The 18,916-nt window shown below is 70.8% G+C and carries 17 protein-coding genes and 1 pseudogene; 12 read left to right on the top strand and 6 right to left on the bottom strand.

Annotation, left to right across the window (positions count from 1 at the left end; genetic code table 11):
* The first annotated feature begins 62 nt into the window (after positions 1 to 62).
* Positions 63 to 911, top strand: a complete 849-nt coding sequence (locus tag DRB89_RS34790) for a polysaccharide deacetylase family protein (RefSeq protein WP_112451266.1) — start codon at positions 63 to 65, stop codon at positions 909 to 911.
* Positions 912 to 1,027: 116 nt separating this feature from the next.
* Here the strand turns inward: DRB89_RS34790 and DRB89_RS34795 are convergent, their stop codons facing one another.
* A complete protein-coding gene (locus tag DRB89_RS34795) occupies positions 1,028 to 2,032 on the bottom strand; it encodes a hypothetical protein (RefSeq protein ID WP_112451267.1) in 1,005 nt (334 codons plus the stop codon).
* 234 nt (positions 2,033 to 2,266) lie between these two features.
* Between DRB89_RS34795 and DRB89_RS34800 the strand changes: the two genes are divergently transcribed.
* Positions 2,267 to 5,011 carry a glycosyl hydrolase family 28-related protein gene (locus DRB89_RS34800; protein WP_112463572.1) on the top strand — a complete coding sequence of 915 codons (2,745 nt, stop codon included), beginning with the start codon at positions 2,267 to 2,269 and terminating at the stop codon, positions 5,009 to 5,011.
* Positions 5,012 to 5,084: 73 nt separating this feature from the next.
* On the opposite strand, the gene DRB89_RS34805 is transcribed toward DRB89_RS34800, so the two are convergent.
* Positions 5,085 to 5,603 carry a MarR family transcriptional regulator gene (locus DRB89_RS34805; protein WP_112448980.1) on the bottom strand — a complete coding sequence of 173 codons (519 nt, stop codon included), beginning with the start codon at positions 5,601 to 5,603 and terminating at the stop codon, positions 5,085 to 5,087.
* 152 nt (positions 5,604 to 5,755) lie between these two features.
* On the opposite strand from DRB89_RS34805, the gene DRB89_RS34810 reads away from it, so the two are divergent.
* Positions 5,756 to 6,214, top strand: coding sequence for a GNAT family N-acetyltransferase (locus DRB89_RS34810; RefSeq protein WP_112448981.1), 459 nt, complete (start codon positions 5,756 to 5,758; stop codon positions 6,212 to 6,214).
* A 35-nt stretch (positions 6,215 to 6,249) separates the two neighbouring features.
* Here DRB89_RS34810 and DRB89_RS34815 read toward each other — a convergent pair whose 3' ends face one another.
* Complete coding sequence (locus tag DRB89_RS34815; protein WP_112448982.1) at positions 6,250 to 6,924, bottom strand: ABC transporter ATP-binding protein; 675 nt, start codon at positions 6,922 to 6,924, stop codon at positions 6,250 to 6,252.
* A 1-nt stretch (position 6,925) separates the two neighbouring features.
* On the bottom strand, positions 6,926 to 8,365 hold the full coding sequence (locus DRB89_RS34820; RefSeq protein ID WP_112448983.1) for an ABC transporter permease: 1,440 nt from the start codon (positions 8,363 to 8,365) through the stop codon (positions 6,926 to 6,928).
* A 178-nt stretch (positions 8,366 to 8,543) separates the two neighbouring features.
* On the opposite strand from DRB89_RS34820, the gene DRB89_RS34825 reads away from it, so the two are divergent.
* Both DRB89_RS34825 and DRB89_RS34830 read left to right on the top strand, forming a co-directional pair.
* Positions 8,544 to 9,206, top strand: coding sequence for a response regulator transcription factor (locus DRB89_RS34825; protein ID WP_112448984.1), 663 nt, complete (start codon positions 8,544 to 8,546; stop codon positions 9,204 to 9,206).
* Positions 9,203 to 10,516: a HAMP domain-containing sensor histidine kinase gene (locus tag DRB89_RS34830; RefSeq protein WP_112448985.1), complete on the top strand. Its 1,314-nt coding sequence runs from the start codon at positions 9,203 to 9,205 to the stop codon at positions 10,514 to 10,516. The genes DRB89_RS34825 and DRB89_RS34830 overlap by 4 nt, the downstream gene beginning before the upstream one ends.
* Here the strand turns inward: DRB89_RS34830 and DRB89_RS34835 are convergent.
* Positions 10,480 to 10,956, bottom strand: a complete 477-nt coding sequence (locus tag DRB89_RS34835) for a hypothetical protein (protein ID WP_239516490.1) — start codon at positions 10,954 to 10,956, stop codon at positions 10,480 to 10,482. The genes DRB89_RS34830 and DRB89_RS34835 overlap by 37 nt on opposite strands.
* A gap of 401 nt (positions 10,957 to 11,357) precedes the next feature.
* Between DRB89_RS34835 and DRB89_RS43345 the strand changes: the two genes are divergently transcribed.
* The 3 genes from DRB89_RS43345 (at position 11,358) to DRB89_RS34850 (ending at position 12,909) form a co-directional block, all read left to right on the top strand.
* Positions 11,358 to 11,513, top strand: a complete 156-nt coding sequence (locus DRB89_RS43345; RefSeq protein WP_162688850.1) for a hypothetical protein — start codon at positions 11,358 to 11,360, stop codon at positions 11,511 to 11,513.
* A 109-nt stretch (positions 11,514 to 11,622) separates the two neighbouring features.
* The gene (locus DRB89_RS34845) at positions 11,623 to 12,147 is read left to right on the top strand and encodes a GNAT family N-acetyltransferase (protein WP_112453438.1); all 525 of its coding nucleotides are present in this window, start codon (positions 11,623 to 11,625) and stop codon (positions 12,145 to 12,147) included.
* A 222-nt stretch (positions 12,148 to 12,369) separates the two neighbouring features.
* Positions 12,370 to 12,909, top strand: coding sequence for an EF-hand domain-containing protein (locus tag DRB89_RS34850; RefSeq protein ID WP_112448987.1), 540 nt, complete (start codon positions 12,370 to 12,372; stop codon positions 12,907 to 12,909).
* Between the two features lie 58 nt (positions 12,910 to 12,967).
* On the opposite strand, the gene DRB89_RS34855 is transcribed toward DRB89_RS34850, so the two are convergent.
* Positions 12,968 to 14,125: an LLM class flavin-dependent oxidoreductase gene (locus DRB89_RS34855; RefSeq protein WP_112453041.1), complete on the bottom strand. Its 1,158-nt coding sequence runs from the start codon at positions 14,123 to 14,125 to the stop codon at positions 12,968 to 12,970.
* 782 nt (positions 14,126 to 14,907) lie between these two features.
* Between DRB89_RS34855 and DRB89_RS34860 the strand changes: the two are divergent.
* The 4 genes and pseudogenes from DRB89_RS34860 to DRB89_RS34875 all read left to right on the top strand — a co-directional run.
* A pseudogene (locus DRB89_RS34860) lies at positions 14,908 to 15,816 on the top strand (amino acid ABC transporter permease); the annotation flags it as partial.
* A gap of 206 nt (positions 15,817 to 16,022) precedes the next feature.
* The gene (locus DRB89_RS34865; protein WP_239516492.1) at positions 16,023 to 16,985 is read left to right on the top strand and encodes an amino acid ABC transporter permease; all 963 of its coding nucleotides are present in this window, start codon (positions 16,023 to 16,025) and stop codon (positions 16,983 to 16,985) included.
* Positions 16,982 to 17,782, top strand: coding sequence for an amino acid ABC transporter ATP-binding protein (locus tag DRB89_RS34870; protein ID WP_112452393.1), 801 nt, complete (start codon positions 16,982 to 16,984; stop codon positions 17,780 to 17,782). Before DRB89_RS34865 ends, DRB89_RS34870 begins: the two co-directional genes overlap by 4 nt.
* A gap of 73 nt (positions 17,783 to 17,855) precedes the next feature.
* A complete protein-coding gene (locus DRB89_RS34875; protein WP_112452394.1) occupies positions 17,856 to 18,875 on the top strand; it encodes a transporter substrate-binding domain-containing protein in 1,020 nt (339 codons plus the stop codon).
* The last annotated feature ends 41 nt before the right edge of the window (positions 18,876 to 18,916 follow it).

An 18,916-nucleotide genomic window follows, 5' to 3' on the forward strand; every position in this document is an offset into this window, starting at 1 on the left:
ACCTAGCCTGGACCGGCAGCAGTGTGAGACCGGGGGGCCGAGCACGAAGGAAGAGCGCCTCCATGGGCATCACCCGCAGTTCCGTACGCCGTCTTCGGGCGGGATCCGCCGTGGCGGCAGCAGCCCTCGGCCTGCTGGCGTGCGCCGGCGCACCGGCCCTCGCGGCCTCGACGAGCCCGGGGGGCTCCGCGCTCTCTGCGGGCTCTGCGGACCCGATCGCCCGGTCGGCCGACGGGGCCTCGGCGGGCCAGTCCTCCGCAGACCGGTCCTCCGCCGCGAGCGCCTACGGCTCAGCCCGGGTTCCGCTGGGGATCTCCCGGCTGGCGCAGGGCTCGGGCCGCGACATCGCCATCACCGTCGACGACGGTCCGGACCCGCGCTGGACGCCCCAGGTCCTCGAGGTGCTGCGGCAGAACCACGTCAAGGCCACCTTCTGCATGATCGGAACCCGCGCGCAGCAGTACCCGGACCTGGTGCGCTCGGTCGCCGCCGAGGGGCACCAGCTGTGCGACCACTCCGTCGACCACGACGTGACCATGGACCACAAGCCCGTCGCGTACCAGAAGCAGCAGATCCTCGACGGCAAGGCCATGATCGAGAAGGCCGTGCCGGGGGTCGCCGTCAACTACTACCGCGCTCCGGGCGGTGCCTTCACTCCCGACAGCCGTGCGATAGCCGCCGCGAGCGGGATGCGGCCCCTGGGCTGGAGCGTGGACCCCAAGGACTGGAGCAGGCCGGGCCTGCCGGCGATCGTCGCCACCGTGGAGGGCAAGCTGCCCGCGCAGCCGACGGTCCTCTTCCATGACGGGGGCGGCGACCGCAGCGAGACCGTCGCGGCACTCAAGGAGTACCTGCCGTGGCTCAGGGCGCAGGGCTACACCTTCACCTTTCCGGAGCTCACCACCCCGTAGACCGGGTGGCGCCCGCCCGCTCGCCGCGCGCGGTGGTCCGGCGGCTCTGGGCCGGAAGCGCGGGGGACTGCTTCACCCTCATCCGAAGACTGCGCCCGACTGCCTGCCCTGCGCCCTCAGCCCCGCGCGGCCCGAACGACCGGCACCCGATCGGGCGGCAGCGGAGCACGGGACCAGCGGACGGGGTTGCCGTCCGGGCCCTCGGTGAGCCAGGAGCCGTCGCCCAGGAGCCCGAGTTCGTACGGATGGGCCGTCTCGACGAACATCTCCCCGCCGACCGTGCCCGTGTTCACGTCGACCAGGTGGTGGCGGAACCACTCCTCCTCGTCCTCGTCCTCACCGCCCAGGGTGACGACGGCCGTGTCCGATGTCAGGTAGCCGCCGCTCCATTCCACGAAGGTCTCCTCCGGGTCGTACCCGAAGGCCTCGACGGGGAGCGTGAAGAGCACGTCACCACTGGGGTGGCGGTGGAAGGCGACGTCCCCCTGCTCGTGGTCGACGGTCATGAACTGCTCCCCGTCCGGCGCCAGGTCGACCAGGCAGCGGTCCCCCCACGGGTACGTCACGAACTCCGGCCCGTCGTCGGCCCCGACCGTGCCCCGGAGGATGACGGCGCCGTCCTGGCCCTCACCGATGTCGAGGTAGATGCTGCCGTCCACGGGGTGCACGTGGTGGCCGGCGCCGTGCCCGACCGTTTCCAGCTCCCGTCGGCCGAGGATCGCTCCGGTCTCGGCGTCGTACACGACCCACTGGTCCGATCCGCGTCCCGCCATCGCGTCCGGCCGGTAGACCCACACGGTCCGCCCGTCCAAGGACAGCTCACAGCCGGGCCGGTGGCCGTGGAGCACGTCGGAGCGCGGCTCGAAGGCCGACGTCCACACCAGGTCGCCGGTGCGCGAGAGGCAGACGACCTCGTTCAGCGTCGTGTACACGACGTGCTCCAGACCGGGCCGGACGGCCGACTGCACGACCTCGTCACCGGGCCGTGGCCGGAACACCGCAGCGGGCTCCAGCGCACCGGAAGTGCCGGAGCCGGTGCCGGAGTCGGTGTCGAGCACGTAGGCGCGGATCTGTCCGTCGCGGTGGCGCGTGATGATCTTCGGAGCTCGTGCGGGAAGCATCCGCCGAGGCTAACGCCGTGCCCAGCCCGACCGGCAGCCCGGGCCGGTGTGCGTGTTTCTCCACGCCGCGGGTGAGCGGAGAGCACGCGAAAAAGACCCAACAGCCTGTGTTTATTGCAGAGGTGCATCGGTTTTTTGCGCAAACTCATAGACTCTCAGTCATGTGGAGTCGTAGCGTCCCGCGTTGAGTGACTTCCGCTCCCCGCCGATCGAGCCGCAAGGACGTGCGTGCCCGTGCCCCAGTCGCCACAGAGCCATCCCCCCACGCCCGAGCAAGTCCGCTCCCTCAGACGGCGGGCCTGCGCCGTCTTCCTGGCCCTGTCCCTCACCGGGACCGCCGCCCTGACCGCCCTGACCTTCGGCGCCGCCCCCGCGGCGCACGCCGCCGGGGTGCCCGCGCCCTCGCCGATCGGCATAGCCGGGCGGGGTGCGAGCGTGCCGTTCACCGAACTGGAGGCGGAGTACGCGGCCACCAACGGCACGTTCATCGGCCCCGACCGGCTCTACGGGAGCCTCCCCTCGGAGGCGTCCGGCCGCCAGGCGGTGACGCTGAACGCCGTCGGCCAGTACGTCGAGTTCACCCTGGCCAAGCCCGCCAACGCGATGTCCCTGCGCTACAGCCTCCCGGACACGGCCGACGGGAAGGGGCGCGACGCGACGCTGGACGTCCGGGCGAACGGCCAGTCGGTGAAGACCCTCCCCGTCACCTCCAAGTACAGCTGGTACTACGGCGGCTATCCCTTCAACAACAACCCGGGCGACACCAACCCGCACCACTTCTACGACGAGTCCCGCACGCTGCTGGGCTCCACCTACCCGGCCGGCACCAAGATCCGCGTACAGGTGACCTCGACCGCCCAGTCGCCCGGCTTCACCATCGACCTCGCCGACTTCGAGCAGGTCGCCCCGGCCGCCGGCAAGCCGACCGGGGCGCTCGACGCCGTCGCCGACTTCGGTGCGGACCCGACCGGTGGCACCGATTCCACGGCCCGCATGCAGGCCGCGGTCGACGCGGGACAGGCCCAGGGCAAGACCGTCTACGTCCCGCCGGGCACCTACACCCTCTACGACCACGTCGTCGTGGACGGCGTCACCGTCCAGGGGGCCGGGCCCTGGTACACCGTCTTCGGCGGACGCGACCCGGTGAACCGCAACCGTGCCGCCGGCTTCTACGGCAAGTACGTCCCCGGCGGCGGCTACACGGGGCCGGTCCGGCCGCACGAGGCGAACGGACCGAGCAAGAACGTCACCCTCAAGGACTTCGCGATCATCGGCGACATCCGGGACCGGATCGACGACGACCAGGTCAACGCCGTGGGCGGGGCGATGTCCCACTCCACGCTGGACAACCTCTGGATCCAGCACGTGAAGGTCGCCGCCTGGATGGACGGCCCGATGGACCGCTTCACCATCCAGAACAGCCGTTTCCTCGATATGACAGCGGACGGAGTGAACTTCCACACCGGTGTCACGAATTCTCGTGTCACCAACACTTTTGTGCGCAACGCGGGTGACGACGGGCTGGCCTCCTGGCCCCAGGACAAGCCGAACACCAACATCAGCTTCGACCACAACACGGTCGTCCTGCCGATCCTGGCCAACAACATCGTCACGTACGGCGGCAAGGACTTCACCATCTCGGACAACGTCATGTCCGACACCATCAGCAACGGCGGCGGCCTGCACATCGCCAACCGCTACCCGGGCGTCAACTCGGGCAGGGGCACCGCGGTCGCCGGCACCATCACCGCCGCGCGCAACACCCTCATCCGCACCGGGAACAGCGACTTCAACTGGAACTTCGGGGTCGGCGCGATCTGGTTCTCCGGCCTGAACGAGGCCGTGCAGGGCGCCAGCATCAAGATCTCCGACACGGACATCCTGGACTCCTCGTACGCGGCGATCCACTCGATCGAGGGCCCCATCAGCGGGGTGGAGTTCACCAACGTCAACATCGACGGTGCCGGGACCTACGCCATCCAGGCGCAGTCGAACATCGCCGCCAAGTTCACCCGCGTCACCGCCAAGAACATCGCCCAGTCGGCGACCCCGATCCACAACTGCATCGGCGCCGGCCTCCAGATCACCGACGGCGGCGGCAACTCCGGCTGGAACACCGGACAGACCTGCTCCGGCCTGTGGCCCGCGCCGGTGTGGACGAACGGCGGTGTGCCCAGCGATCCGACGACGCCTCCCACCACGCCCCCGCGGCCCACCCCCCCCGCCCGGCCGCGCGGCGCCCCGCTCATCGCCGTCCCGTCCGCCAGCTGCGGGGCCGCCGGGCGCAGCTCCCGCACCGGGACGGCCGAGGCGTCTGCCTTGCCGTCGGGCCGCTCGATCCGACCGATGTACAGGTTCTTGCGGCTCTCCCGCTCCACGAGCAGCAGCGCGATCCGCACCCCGTCGGGCGAGACCTTCAGCCCGGCGGGTGACGACGGTGGTGGCGAGGGCCGCGGAGACGGGCAGGTCGACGCGCAGGCGCTCCAGCCACGGGGTGGCGGGCATCGGGGTGTGGGCGGGCAACCACTGGGTGGTGCACCATCCCAGCAGGGCCGCCGCGCCGGCGACGGTGATGACGAGTACGGCGGTCAGGGCGATGCGCGGCGTGCTGACGGTCCACCGCCGGGGCTGCCCGCCGTGCCGCAGCCAGGCTCCGACGAGGAACGCCACCACGGCGGAGGTGCCGGCGATGGAGGTGCAGGCGGCCACGACCAGGTCCCGCTGCCCGGTGAGGGCTCCGGCGGCCCCGGCCGTCAGCGCGGGGGCGGCGTAGGCGGTCAGTACCTCGCGCCACAGGGCGAAGGGCCGGGGTGGCCGGGATGGCCGGGACTTTCGCGCCGGCCGGGAGGCTGCTCGGTCTCGGTTCGCTCTGCCCTTCGTTCTGTCCTTCGTTCTGTCCTTCGTTGCGGTCATGCCGGGCCTCTTTCTCGATCGCGTGAGGTGCGAAGGGTTGTGGCGGAGCCAGGGCCACCAGGTTGATTAGGCGGCTAACCATTACCCCGAAAAGGAGGCCCTGCCCGGAGGGCGGGGCCAACATTGATCGGGAGCCGGGTCAGTCGGCGGTCAGGGCCGCACTCCCCCGCACGACGCGGGCGAGCAGGTCCAGGAACACCGCGCGCTCCTCGGCGGAGAGCCCGCCCACCATCGCCTCGAGCCGTCCGAAGTGCTCGGGTGCCATGTCGCGCAGGCGCTGCGCCCCGCGCGCGGTCAGGACGGCCACCGTGCCGCGGCCGTCCTCCGTGGACGGGCGGCGGGCGACCAGGCCTTCGCGTTCGAGGCCGTCCAGCAGGCCGGTGACCGTGGCCCTGGAGACGTCGAGGTCGGCGGCGAGGTGCGAGGGGGACTTCTCCCCGCCGTGGTCTTCGAGGTCGGCGAGCACGCGGTAGCGCCCCGTCGACAGGCCGAACCTGGCGAAGTGCGCCTCGGTCGCCCGGCCGACCCTCGCGCCTGCCGAGATCAGCCGCACCGCGACCAGTACCGCCTGCGGATCGACCTCCAAGCCGTAGTGCTCGACCTGCCGCCTGGCCTGGTCCAGCGTGGGCGCCTCACTGTCGCTGCCGTCCCTCGTCATGGAAGTAATATGGCGGCTAATCACTTCGACTGTCAAGGCACCCGGCCGCCGGGATCCCTACCGCCGCCGGGAGCGGTACGGGTACGTTCCGCGGAGGCGCGTCAGGCATGATCCTTTGGGAAGGGCCGTTCCCGACGAAGAAAGTACGCATCATGTCGACAACCATCACCGTCCGTGAAGTCCGCGACGGGGACTTCCCGCAGTGGCGCGCGCTGTACCGCGGCTACGCGGACTTCTACCGGGTCGAGCAGACCGAGGAAGCCGCCGAACGCGTGTGGGCGTGGGTGAACGACCCCGCGCACGAGGTGAGCGCCCTCGTCGCCGAGGACGGTGACGGCCGGCTGATCGGCCTCGCCCACTACCGCCCGTTCGCCCGCCCCCTGTCGGCCACCACCGGCTGCTACCTGGACGACCTGTTCGTCGATCCTGCGCACCGCGGCTCCGGCGCCGCGGACCGCCTGCTCACGGCCTTGCGCGAGATCGCGGCCGACCGCGGCTGGAGCGTGGTCCGCTGGATCACCGCCGACGACAACCACCGCGCCCGGGCCAAGTACGACCAGGTGGCCACCCGCACCATGTGGGTCACGTACGACATGGCACCGGTCGGCTGACCTCGCGAGGGGGCGGGCCTCGGTGGCCCCGCCGCTCACACGGTCATGAGCTTGCCCCGCTTCAGCTGCAGGACCTCGTCGCAGGCGTTCGCGACCTCCCGCGAGTGGGTCACCACGATCACGCACTTGCCCTCGTCGTGGGCCAGCTTCCGGAACACCTCGATGATGCCGGCGGCCGTCTCGTGGTCGAGGCTGCCGGTCGGTTCGTCGGCGCAGAGGACGTCGACCTCGCAGGCCAGGGCCCTGGCGATGGCGACTCGCTGCTGCTGGCCGCCGGAGATCTGGAGCGTTCGGCGGTTCTGATCGGACCTCTCGATGCCGAGGAGGTCGAGGAGTTCGACGGCACGCCGCTTCCTGTTGACGCCCTTCACTCCGGTGATCTCCATCGCGGAGGTGATGTTCTGCACGGCGGTCATGTAGGTGAGCAGGTTCAGGGACTGGAAGACCGTGGCCACATGGCGGTTGCGGTACCGGCCCAGGCCCAGCCGGGCGACGTCCTGGCCCTGGAAGCGGATGCTGCCCGTGGTGGGCGAGTCGAGGCCGCTGGCCAGGGAGAGCAGGGTGGTCTTGCCGCTGCCGGAGGGGCCGATCACGGCGTACATCCGGCCGGCCTCGAAGGCGTAGTTGACGCCCTTGAGGACCGTGCGCCGGCGGTTTCCGCTCTGGTAGGCGCGGCTGAGGTCTTTGAGTTCGAGGATCGGGGTGGTCACGTCAGTCGCCCTTCGTCAGGATGTCGCGCGGGTTGAGGCGCAGTACGCGGGCGCCGGGGACGAGCGTGGCCAGGACGGCGATGCCGAGCCCGGTGGCGCCGACCTTGCCTATGTCGGCGGGGCCGAGCCGGATGTCCATCGAGTCGATGGGCTTGACCTGCGGCTGGTCGCTCTTGTTCGCGCCGCCCGTGGGGTCGGAGGGGTCGGGCTTGTTGGCCTCGTTCGCGGCCCGGTCGTTGGCGGAGGAGACCTCGCCGGACAGCAGTTGGTCGCCGATGGCCCGGGAGAGGAGCTGGCTGCCCGCGGCGGCGAAGCCGATCGCCAGGACCGCGCAGGCCACCACCTCGACCAGGTGCTGGCCGAGCAGCTTGGGCTTCTTCTCGCCGAGCGAGAGCAGAATGCCCAGTTCCTTGCGCCGTTCGCGCAGGTTGGACGCGATGATCAGGGCGAGGATGATGGTGCCGGCGACGGCGACCAGCCAGACCGTGATGGAGGCGAAGTCGGCCGTCTTGTTGATGGGGCCGACCAGGGTCTTGTACTGCTTGTCGTTGACGGTCAGCGGGAAGATCTTGAGGTCGGCTCCGGCCGCCTTCGCGTCCTGCTTCAGCTTGTCCAGGTCGCCGGGGTCGCGCAGGGTGAAGGTGGCCTGCTTGAGGACGCCGCCGTCAGCGCCCGGTTCCTTGCCGTCGAGGCGGGTCGCGCCGTCCGGGCTGACGTAGATCTGGTTCGAGGGGGCCGCCATCGGCGGGACGTACGCGCGGGGGTCGGGGATGCCGTTCGTGTAGATGCCGCCGACGGTGAAGTCCATCTCCTTGGTGCCCAGCCGGCCGTCCGGATTCTGGATGTTGGCGTTGAGCTTGACCTTGTCGCCGACCTTGAGGTTGTTGTCCTTGGCCACCCGCTCCTCGATGACGACGATGTCGTTCTTGGTGTCCGGCGCGATTCCGGAACCGGCGATGATCTTCGATTCGCCGTTGCGGAACGCGGAGACCGAGTCCAGGTCGCGGACCCCGTCCGCCTTGAAGAAGTCCACTCCCCCGCTGTCCTGGCCGGCCGGCCCCGGAACCGGCTGGTGGAGCTTGACCTGGCCCGTGGGGGCCGCGACACCGTCCTTGGAGTAGTTGCACTGCGCCACCACCGAGGACGTGCAGATCTTGTCCACCAGCCCGCGGCTCAGGTCACCCTCGGCGCCGATCGTGCCGCCCTGCCCCGCCTCCGGTTTCTGTGACTTCCCCGAGTTGATCAGGGCGTTCAGGTCCAGCTGCATCGTGGCCACCGCGCCCACGCTGCTCTTCGCCGACTCGGCGGCGCGTGCCGCGGCCGACTGGATCAGGAACCCGGACAGGACCAGGGTGCAGATGACGAAGAAGAGGCCGACCAGCATCACCGTCTTGCCCAGATGGCCCCACAGCCGCCACCAGGCTCGCTTGAACAGATTCATGGACGCCACGCTACGAACGCCGTGTTTTGAGCGGTGTATGCGATTTCCGGCAGCGCCATGTGTTTCATACACGGATCAAATGTGCCGTTTGATAAGACGGATCCGGTACGAGGTCGATACCGGTGGCGGAGCACGGGAAATGCCCCGGTGAATTAATGAAAAGAAAAGGTTGTCGCGCGTGCGCGTGCTGGTGGTGGAGGACGAGCAGTACATGGCACGGGCCCTGGAGATGGGCCTGCGCCGGGAGGCCATCGCGGTGGACGTGGTGCACGACGGGGCGACGGCCCTGGAGCGGGTGGCCGTCTACGACTACGACGCCGTGGTCCTCGACCGTGATCTGCCCGGGGTCCACGGGGACGAGGTGTGCCGCCGGATCGTCGCGATGCGGCTCGGGTGCCGGGTGCTGATGCTGACCGCCGCCGGGCGCCTCGGCGACAAGGTCGAGGGCCTGGGGCTGGGCGCCGACGACTACCTCGCCAAGCCTTTCGACTTTCCCGAACTGGTCGCCCGGCTCAGGGCCCTGTACCGGCGCAGCCCGATGGTGCACGCGCCGGTCCTCGCCTTCGCCGACATCGAATTCGACACCCACCGCCAGCGGGTCACGCGCGCGGGCACCGAGATCCGGCTCACCCGCAAGGAACTGGCCGTACTGGAACTGCTGATGCGCGCCGAGGGCGGTGTGCTCAGCGCCCAGTACCTCCTCGACAAGGCCTGGGACGCACACACCGACCCCCTCACCAACGCGGCCCGGCTCGTCGTGCACACCCTGCGCAAGAAGCTCGGCGAACCGCAGCTGGTGCACACCGCGATCAGCTCCGGCTACTACCTGGGCACCGAGTGAGGCGGCCGCCGGCGCGCGAGCCCGGACGGCGGTCGCTGAGCATCCACGGCCGGCTCTTCCTCGGTTTCGCGGGCGCGCTCGGCGTGTGCGGCGCGCTCATGGTCACGATCATCTACGTCGGCATGCGCTTCGTCCCGACCTACGACCTCACCCGCACGGTGGAGGTCCCCGCCGGTTCCGTGCCGCCGCGGGCCTGCACCCCGCCCGGGGCCACGCCCCTCACCGGCCCGGGGGACATCGCCTGCCCGACGCCCACCGAGGGCCAGAAAGCCGATGGCCGGCAGACCGATGGCCAGAAAGCCGATCTCCTGAAAGCCGATGGCCTGAAAACCGGCACCCCGGCGGACATCACCACGAAGGAGGAGGTGTGGTCCACCGTCCTCACCTTCTCCGTCGGCGGGGTGCTCCTGGTGATGGCCCTCGGACTCGGCGCCGGCTGGATCCTCTCCAAACGCCTGCTCGCCCCGCTGCACACCATCAGCGAGGCCGCGGCACGGGCCGCGAACGGCAATCTGCGGGACCGCATCAACGCCGAGGGGCCCGCGGACGAGCTCAAGCAGCTGGCCGACACCTTCGACGGCATGCTGGCCCGCCTGGAGGAGTCCTTCGCCGCGCACCAGCGGTTCGCCGCGAACGCCTCGCACGAGCTGCTCACCCCGCTGGCCACCACCCGGACCCTGCTCCAGGTCGCGGGCGATGACCCCACGGGCGAGGAGTTCGCGGAACTGGTCCCGATGCTGTGGGAGACCAACGAGCGCAACATCCACGTCGTACGGGCCTTGCTCGACCTGGCCACCGCGGACCGGACGGCACCCTTCGACCCCGCTCCGGTGGACCTCGCCGCGCTCGCGGTCCGGGTCGTCGCCGAACGGGTCGAGCGGGCGGCCGCGTACGACATCCGTCTCGACACGGAGATCGAGGCGGGCTGCGAGGTCACCGGAAGCGCCACGCTGCTGCGGCAGCTGCTGCTGAACCTGCTCGACAACGCCCTCACCCACAACGTCGCCGGGGGCTCAGTGCAGCTGGCCGTCCACCGGGAGGAGGGCGTGGTGGTCGAGGTCGACAACACCGGCCCGCAGGTGGACGAGGACATCGTGGACCGGCTCTTCGAGCCCTTCTACCGGGCCCGGTCCCGGGTCAGCAGCGACCGCACGGGACACGGGCTCGGCCTCGCGATCGTCCAGTCGATCGTCACGGCCCACCACGGCACGGTCACCGCCACGGCGAACCCGGGCGGCGGACTCACCGCCCGGATCGAGCTGCCGCCCGCGGATCAGCCGCAGCGGATCGGCCCGGTGTCGAGGCTGTAGGTCACTCCGCCCCGGACCAGCGAGCCGCTCACCCTGATGCATTGGCCCGTCGAGTCGAACCAGGTGTTCAGCGGCCCGGCGAAGTAGTGGTAGTTGGCCGGGTGCTCCTTCGGCGGGTCGATGGAGTAGTCGCCGCCCTCGTCGAGGAGCACCAGGGTGATGCGCGAGGCGAGGCCGTCGTAGGGGCTGGACCAGAACTTCACGCAGTTCTGCTTGGTCGAACCGTTCCAGTAGGTACGTGCGTAGCCGCCCCCGTTGCGCCCCGCCGGACTCTTGGCCCAATAGGTGCGGCCGTCCCAGCTGCCCGTGCACTCCGCGGCGGCGGGGGCCGCGGCCGGCGCCGCCTGGGCGGTGGGGGAAGCAATCAGACCGAGGAGCAGCGCCATCACACCGACGCCCCACACCTGTGGCTTGCGTAACCGCTTCGTGAATCGCTTCATCCGCATCTCCTGGTGATCCGATGCCGTTGACCCGTTTCGTCCGGGCCGTGCTCGGTACGCTCCGCCCCTTGTGGACCCGGCGCCCGACGTTTCACGAAATCTCCACCGGAAGGAAACCGACCGGCTCCGGGGACGGCGCGTGCCTGGCCCGGTGAGGTGAACCTGTACCTCGGATGGCGGCGGGGACGAGCGGCAGCAGTGGCAGCCGGCCCGGGCGCACCCGAGACTCGCTGTCGGGGACGAGCGCGAGCGAAGGGCAGCAGCCAATGCCGCAAGCCGAGGAGGAAGGCGTCACCGCACGCCCGGGCGGTACGGTGGATCGCCATCCGAGCCGAGCCGGACACCTGCGGACCGCGATCAGGCGGACCCATCTGGTACCGGCGTTCTTGGTGCTCACGGTCATGACGGTGGCCCTGTGGCTCATGGGCATGCCGTTCCTCCAGGCCCTGACGATCTCGACCGGCGTGAAGATCGCGGTGGCCCTGCTCGTACTCCGGCGCCGGCCCGACCCCGCATCCGACCCTCGCGAGAACTGCCGCTGCAGCTGCGGCGGATAATCGTGCGACTCCGCCCCGGGGGCTGTGGCAGCCTGCGGAGATGCCAGAGCCGCGCGTTCACACGAGCCACCCCCACGCCCCGCGGCGGGGGATCATCACGATGGAGAGCATGGACGGAGCGACCGCCGTGCAGGCCCGGGACGCGTTCGAGCTGATCTACGCCGAAGCGTTCGCGGAGCCTCCGTACGACGAGACCGCGGACGACGTCGCCGCCGCCTTCCGCCGCTTCCCCGTACAGGCGCGCAAGCGCGCCTTTCGCGCGGCCTTGGCCCGGACCGAGGGCGGCGAGCCGATCGGCATGGCGTACGGCTTTCCGCTCGCGCCCGACACGGTGTGGTGGGACGAGCTGACCGGGCCCGTGCCCGACGACGTGCGGCGCGAGGACGGGCACCGCACCTTCGGGCTCATGGAACTCGCCGTGCGCGGACCGTGGCGCGGACAGGGTGTCGCGCGGCGTCTGCACGAGACGCTGCTCGACGGCATCGGAGCCGAGCGGGTGCTGCTGAACGTCAACCCGGCGAGCGAGGTGGCGTCCGCCGCCTACCGGGCGTGGGGTTACCTCAAGATCGGCGAGGCGCGGCCACGGGGCGAGGGGGCGGACGTCCTCGACGTGATGCTGCTCGGTCTGCGCTGAAGGCTGAAGGCGGCCTCTGAACCTCGTGCGCCGGTCGGCCGGGCGGGGGTGACGGTTCGTCCACATGTGCCCGTGGGGGCGGGGGCGCGCCCCGACCTATAGTTACGCGCTGTCCGCCACTGGCCGGGCAAGTCGGCTGTGCCTGGTCGTGGTTGGTGGTTGGTGGTTGGTGGTTGGTGGTTGGTGGTTGGTGGTTCGGTTCCGTCACGAGGGAGGCCGGTCATGGCCAGCGCGTTTCAGGAGCGCAAGCTCAGGGGGATGTTCGCCGCGTTCGACGCGGACGGCGACGGCTACCTGCGCGAGGAGGACTTCACGGCACTCGTCGACCGCTGGAGCCGGCTGCCGGGAGTGGGTCCCGGGACCGAGCTGCGCGTGCGGGTGGAGGCGCTGCTGATGGGCTGGTGGGCGGCACTCCTCGAAGCGGGGGACGCGAACGGGGACGGGGCCGTCGACATGGGCGAGCTGCTCTCCCTCGTCGACAGGCTGCCCGCGATGGTCGCGGAGGTCACCGCGACCGCCGACACCGTGTTCGCCGCCGTGGACTCCAACGGCGACGGCCGCATCTCCCCGGAGGAACACCTCCGGCTCGTCGAGACCTGGAACGGACAGCCCGCGGACATGGTGGGCGTCTTCGAACTGCTCGACCTGAACGGCGACGGGCACCTCAGCCGTGAGGAGTTCGCCCTGCTGTGGCGGCAGTTCTGGATGAGCGACGACCCGGCGGAACCGGGCAACTGGCTGTGCGGCCGGTTCCCCTGGTAGGAAGTGCCGTCGCTTTCGCGCTGAGCCGCCCCTGCCCCTGACACCGCCGGTGCGGAGGTCACCCGCGTACCGCCGTGAGGCTCTGGCGGGCGGGGCCCGGCGCGCTCGCGGCGTCACGCGCGGCGTCACGCTTGGCGACCTCCTCGCGGACGAGCGGGATCACGTGGCGGCCGAAGTCGACGGCGTCGCCCAGCAGGTCGTAGCCGCGGGCCGAGAGGATGTCCACGCCGAGGTCGTGGTAGTCCAGCAGCGCCTGGGCGACGGTCTCCGGTGTGCCGACCAGCGCGTTGGAGTTGCCCGCGCCCCCGGTGGCGGCGGCGGTCGGGGTCCACAGCGCGCGGTCGTAGCGCTCCCCCGCCTCGGCGATGGCGATCAGCCGCTGTGAACCGGTGTTCTGCGGCGCCGGGGATTCCAGGACCCCGCCCTGGTGGCGCCGTACGGGGGCGGTGCGCCGGCGCTCCTTGATCGCGCCCACCGTGCGGTGGGCCTTCTCCCAGGCGAGCTCCTCGGTCGGGGCGATGATCGGGCGGAAGGCGACCTGGATGCGCGGCACGTCGGTGCGGCCCGCGGCCCGCGCGGCGGCCTTCACGGACTCGATCTGCTGGGCCGTCTTCTCCAGCGGCTCGCCCCACAGGCAGTAGATGTCGGCCTCCGCTCCTCCGGCGGCGTACGCGGCGGGCGATGAACCGCCGAACGACACGTTCGGGCGCGGCTGTTGGACGGGGAAGACGTCGCTGACGAAATCGTGGAAGCGGTAGTGCGCTCCCTCGTGGTCGAAGGGCTCGCGGGTGGTCCAGATCTTCTTGACGATCCGGATGTACTCGCGGGTGCGGGCGTAGCGCTCGTCCTTGGTCAGGGTGTCGCCCTCGCGTCCCTGTTCGTGGTCGTTGCCGCCGGTGATGAAGTGCACGGCCAGCCGGCCCTCGCTGATCCGGTCGAGGGTCGCGAAGGTCTTGGCGGCGAAGGTGGGGTACGAGACGTTGGGCCGGTGGGCCAGCAGGATCTGGAGGCGGTCCAGTCGGCTCGCGATGTACGCGGCCGCCGGCGCGGGGTCCGGGGATCCGGAGCCGTAGGCGAACAGCACCCGGTCCCAGCCGTGGTCCTCGTGCGCCCGGGCGAGCCGGAGCATGTACTCCTTGTCGAAGGAGGCTCCGGAGCGTGCGGTGGTTTCGGAGCCGTCGTTGGTGGCGGCTATGCCGAGGAATTCCACGGGCATGGCGGTGGCCTTTCGTGAACGTGCGGCGAATCGAATGCGGGCAGGGTGAACCGCCGCCCGTACGGCGGGAATCCGGAATTCATCAGGCGAATGCGTGCGAGGCGGCGTACGGGCACGGCGAAAGAAGTGGTGCGCGGCGCGAAAAAGGGCGTGACGAGGCGGGACGGGGCGGGACGGGGCTTCATGAGGCGCGGTGAGGTGCAGTGCGGCGCCGGCGCACGGCCGGGCCCGGGGCAGCGCGTCCCGGAGCGGGTCACGGCCCGCGCGACGGCGGTGCGAAGGGAGGGGGCTCGGCCCGCTACGGGGTCACCGAGGGAGGGGAGGGCCGGTCAGACAGCCCGCTGCCGCGTCAGGCGCAACAGGCCGCGGACCACACCCGACCGAAGTCGATGTAGTCGCGCGAGACCAGGCGCTGATGGGCGTTCATGCGACGACTTGAACAGCACATGCCGCTCTTCGTCAAGCAACGGATCGGATGCCGGACGCGTCCCGGCCGGGCCGGCCGGGCACGGTTGACAGGGCCGCGCCGTCCGCGCGTACGATCGCCGCAGGACCGGCTCCGCCGTGCGCGGGGGCCTCTCCGGCCGCGTTGAGGGACGCGGCGGGCGTGACGGGACGAGTACCGATTTCCGGCAGCACCGCACCGACGCGGTGCCCGTGCCGCGCGCCCCGCGCGTGGCACCGCCGGGCAGTCGCCCCCGTCCGCGCCCCTTCCCCGGAAAGCCCCGCCATGGCCATCCCTTCCGAAGTCTCCGACGTCTCCGACCCCGCCGCCGATCGCGCCGCCGATCGTGCCCCGGCGGCGGCTCGGCCGCCGCGTGTCCGCCGCCGCCGCGCTCCTGGTCTTCGGGATGGCGGTGGACTCCGTCGTCCGCAACGATGCCTTCCAATGGGGCGTGGTGGGCCGGTACTTCACCACCTCCGCCGTGCTCGACGGGCTGCTGCTGACCCTGTGGCTGACCGGCGTGGTGATGGTGTTCGGCTTCCTGCTCGGCACCCTGCTGGCGGTGATGCGGCTGTCGGCCAACCCGGTGCTGTCCACTCTGAGCTGGGGCTACGTGTGGATCTTCCGGTCCACGCCGCTGCTGGTCCAGCTGCTGTTCTGGTTCAACATCGGCGCGCTGTACCCCACGCTCGGCCTCGGCATCCCGTACGGCCCCGAGTTCCTCACCGTCAAGACGGTGAACCTGCTCGGGCCGACCCTCACCGCCGTCATCGGCCTGACCCTGCACGAGAGCGCCTACGCCGCCGAGGTCGTGCGCGGCGGCATCCTCTCCGTGGACCCCGGCCAGACCGAGGCCGCGCAGGCGCTCGGCCTGAGCAGGCGGCGCACGCTGCGCCGGATCGTGGTGCCCCAGGCGATGCGCTCCATCGTGCCCACCGCCGGCAACATGCTGATCGGCACGCTCAAGGGCACGAGCATCGTCAGCGTGCTGGCCGTGCACGACCTGCTGTACTCGGTGCAGTTGGTCTACAACCAGAACTACCAGGTCATCCCGCTGCTGATGGCGGCCACCCTCTGGTACATCGCCGTCACCACGGTGCTGAGCGCGGCCCAGTACCACGTCGAGCGGTACTACGCCCGCGGCACCTCCCGCGGCCTGCCGCCCACCCCGCTGCAGCGGCTGCGCGTCCAACTGGCCGGCCTGCGCGGCAGACTGCACGCGGTGACCGCGTCCGGCGGCCGCTGAGCACCCGTTTCATTTCACCAAGAGGCGTTGTGTGTACGGCGGATGAAATCGGAACACGATTTCCCGCGTGCCGATATCGAGGCCGTTGACACCTCTTCTCCGGGCTGCCTAGCTTACGCCGCAGACAAAGACATCTGCGGCCTCTCCGTCCGGCATGACGGCTGCTTTTCGATTCCGCGCTTTCGTCGAAGCCGCTGGAGTGTCCCTTGACCGAATCACTGCTCCTCTCCGCGCCCGCCGCCCGTTCCGGGCCGCCCGGGCCCGCGGAGCGGGTCCTCCCGCTCCGCCGGCCCGGGCGCTGGGCCGCCGGCATCGTCGTCCTGGTGCTGGCCGCCCAGGCCGCCCACGGGCTGACGACCAACCCCTTCTACCAATGGGACCGGTTCGCCTACTGGTTCGTGCGCCCGGTCATCCTGGACGGGCTGCTCATCACGCTCCAGGTGGCCGCGTACAGCGCGGTCCTGGGCCTGGCCGGCGGCGTCCTGCTCGCCCTCGGCAGGCTTTCGGGCAGCCCGGTGCTGCGGTCGGCGAGCTGGACCTACATCTGGCTCTTCCGCTCCGTACCGCTGATCGTCGTCCTGCTCTTCCTCTACAACCTCAGCGCCCTCTACCCCACCCTCAGCATCGGGGTGCCGTTCGGGCCCGCCTTCCTGACCTTCGACGAGTCGCGGCTCGCCACCGACATCGTCGTCGCGGTGGTCGGGCTGAGCCTGAGCGAGGCGGCGTACGCGGCGGAGATCGTCCGGGCCGGCGTGCTCTCGGTCGACCAGGGCCAGCACGAGGCGGCCGCGGCCCTGGGCCTGCCCAAGCGGTACCAGTTCGCGCGGATCGTGTTCCCGCAGGCGCTGCGCTCGATCGTGCCCTCCTACGTCAACCAGCTGATCGGCCTGCTCAAGGCCACCTCGCTGGTCTTCTACGTCTCGCTGCTCGACCTGTTCGGCTCGGTGCAGAGCCTGGGCAGCACCTACCCCGGCGACGTGGTGCCGCTGCTGCTGGTGGCGACCGTCTGGTACGTGATCCTCACCAGCCTGGTCTCCGTCGTGCAGTTCTACGTCGAGCGGCACTACGCCCGCGGGGCGCTGCGCACCGTGCCGCCCACTCCCCTCCAGCGGGCCCGCGCGGGCCTGCTCGACCTGCGGATCCGCTTCCGGAAGGAGACGGCCCGATGACGGGGACCGTCAGTGCCCTCGACACCGCGGCCGCGCCGCCCGCCGCCATCGAAGTGCACGACGTGCACAAGTGGTTCGGCGGCCGGCGGGTCCTCGACGGGGTGAGCCTGACCGTCGCGCCCGGCACGGTCACCGTGGTCCTGGGCCGCTCGGGCTCCGGCAAGTCCACCCTGCTGCGGGTCCTCAACCACCTGGAGAAGCCCGAGGCCGGCCACGTCAGCATCGGCGGCGAGCTGATCGGCGTGCAGCGGCACGGGGGCCGGCTCAAGGAGCTGGGGGAACGGGCGATCCTCGCCCAGCGCGGTCGGATCGGCTTCGTGTTCCAGAACTTCAACCTCTTCCCGCACCTGACCGTGCTGGACAACGTCGCCGCCGCCCCCGTGGCGACCGGCAGGCTGACCCGGCCTCGGGCACAGGCCCTGGCGCGCGAGCTGCTGGGGCGCGTCGGGCTCGGCGACCGCGCCGGCGCCTACCCGAGGCAGTTGTCCGGCGGGCAGCAGCAGCGGGTGGCCATCGCCCGGGCCCTGGCGCTGCGGCCCGGAGTCATCCTCTTCGACGAGCCCACCTCCGCCCTCGACCCCGAGCTGGTGGGCGAGGTGCTGTCGGTGATCAAGGACCTGGCCACCGGGGGCACCACCCTGGTGATCGTGACCCACGAGATCGGCTTCGCCCGCGAGGTGGCCGACGAGGTGGTCTTCCTCCACGAGGGCCGCATCGTCGAACAGGGGCCGCCCGCGCAGGTGCTGGACCACCCCGCGCACCCGCGGACCCGGGAGTTCCTCAGCAAGGTGCTCTGACCGCCCGACCCACCCTCCACGACATTCCATTCCACCACTCCCCCGCATCAGCGGACACCCTCGAAGGAACGCCATGCGAAGCCAGTCCACCACCCTGCGCACCAGACTCGTCCGCGGCCTCGGCGCCGCGACCGCCACCGCGGCCCTCGCCGCCGGACTCACCGCGTGCGGCGGTGACGCGAAGGCCTCCGGCACCGCGTCGGACAAGGTGACCGTCGGAGCCGTCTCCAACGGGGCCGCCCAGCAGGCCGAACTGTCCGTCCCGGTCGTCGAGTCCCTGCGCGCGCAGCTCCCCGAGGCCGTGCGCGAACGCGGTGAGCTGGTCATCGGGGTCGGCGCCCTGCCCGCCGGCTTCCCGCCCCTCGCCTACGTCGGCACCGACCAGAAGACCCTCACGGGCGCGGAGCCCGACCTCGGCCGCCTCGTTGCCGCGACCCTGGGCCTCAAGCCCGTGGTGAAGAACTCCACCTGGGAGAACCTCTTCGTCGGCATCGACAGCGGCAAGGTGGACGTGGCCTTCTCCAACGTCACCGTCACCGAGGAGCGCAAGAAGAAGTACGACTTCGCCTCCTACCGGCAGGACAACCTGGCCTTCGAGGCGCTGAAGGAGAGCACCTGGAACTTCGCCGGCGACCACCGCAACCTCGCGGGCAAGACGGTGTCCGTCAGCAAGGGCACCAACCAGGAGAAGATCCTCCTGGAGTGGCAGAAGAAGCTCCAGGCCGAGGGCAAGGACATCACGGTCAAGTACTTCCCGGACGCCAACAGCGTCTACCTGGCGCTGAGCGGCAAGAAGATCGACCTGAACTTCGGCCCCAACCCCTCGATCGCGTACCACGTCACCCAGACCGCCGGCGGCAACGCGCCCACGCGCAACGCCGGTTCGTTCTCCGGTGCCGGTGAAACCCTCCAGGGGCTCATCGCCGCGACGGCCAAGAAGGACAGCGGGCTGGCCAAGCCGGTGGCCGAGGCCATCAACCACCTGGCCAAGAACGGCCGGTACGCGCAGCTCCTCACCGCGTGGAACCTGTCCAACGAGGCCGTGACCACCTCGGAGGTCAACCCGCCCGGGCTGCCCGTCACCAACTCCTGAGCCCGCGGGCCGCATCCGGCCCGGGCCGCCAACGGAAAGGA

Origin of the sequence: Streptomyces sp. ICC4, assembly GCF_003287915.1 — a bacterium.
Taxonomy (GTDB): Bacteria; Actinomycetota; Actinomycetes; order Streptomycetales; family Streptomycetaceae; genus Streptomyces; species Streptomyces tritrimontium.

Bases quoted from the DNA above. Each gene is read 5' to 3' on its own strand.
- DRB89_RS34850 (WP_112448987.1), top strand. From the start codon at position 12,370: ATGGCCAGCGCGTTTCAGGAGCGCAAGCTCAGGGGGATGTTCGCCGCG.
- DRB89_RS34845 (WP_112453438.1), top strand. From the start codon at position 11,623: ATGGACGGAGCGACCGCCGTGCAGGCCCGGGACGCGTTCGAGCTGATC.
- DRB89_RS43345 (WP_162688850.1), top strand. From the start codon at position 11,358: ATGACGGTGGCCCTGTGGCTCATGGGCATGCCGTTCCTCCAGGCCCTG.
- DRB89_RS34820 (WP_112448983.1), bottom strand. From the start codon at position 8,365: ATGAATCTGTTCAAGCGAGCCTGGTGGCGGCTGTGGGGCCATCTGGGC.
- DRB89_RS34835 (WP_239516490.1), bottom strand. From the start codon at position 10,956: ATGAAGCGATTCACGAAGCGGTTACGCAAGCCACAGGTGTGGGGCGTC.
- DRB89_RS34870 (WP_112452393.1), top strand. From the start codon at position 16,982: ATGACGGGGACCGTCAGTGCCCTCGACACCGCGGCCGCGCCGCCCGCC.
- DRB89_RS34810 (WP_112448981.1), top strand. From the start codon at position 5,756: ATGTCGACAACCATCACCGTCCGTGAAGTCCGCGACGGGGACTTCCCG.
- DRB89_RS34790 (WP_112451266.1), top strand. From the start codon at position 63: ATGGGCATCACCCGCAGTTCCGTACGCCGTCTTCGGGCGGGATCCGCC.
- DRB89_RS34805 (WP_112448980.1), bottom strand. From the start codon at position 5,603: ATGACGAGGGACGGCAGCGACAGTGAGGCGCCCACGCTGGACCAGGCC.
- DRB89_RS34795 (WP_112451267.1), bottom strand. From the start codon at position 2,032: ATGCTTCCCGCACGAGCTCCGAAGATCATCACGCGCCACCGCGACGGA.
- DRB89_RS34855 (WP_112453041.1), bottom strand. From the start codon at position 14,125: ATGCCCGTGGAATTCCTCGGCATAGCCGCCACCAACGACGGCTCCGAA.
- DRB89_RS34875 (WP_112452394.1), top strand. From the start codon at position 17,856: ATGCGAAGCCAGTCCACCACCCTGCGCACCAGACTCGTCCGCGGCCTC.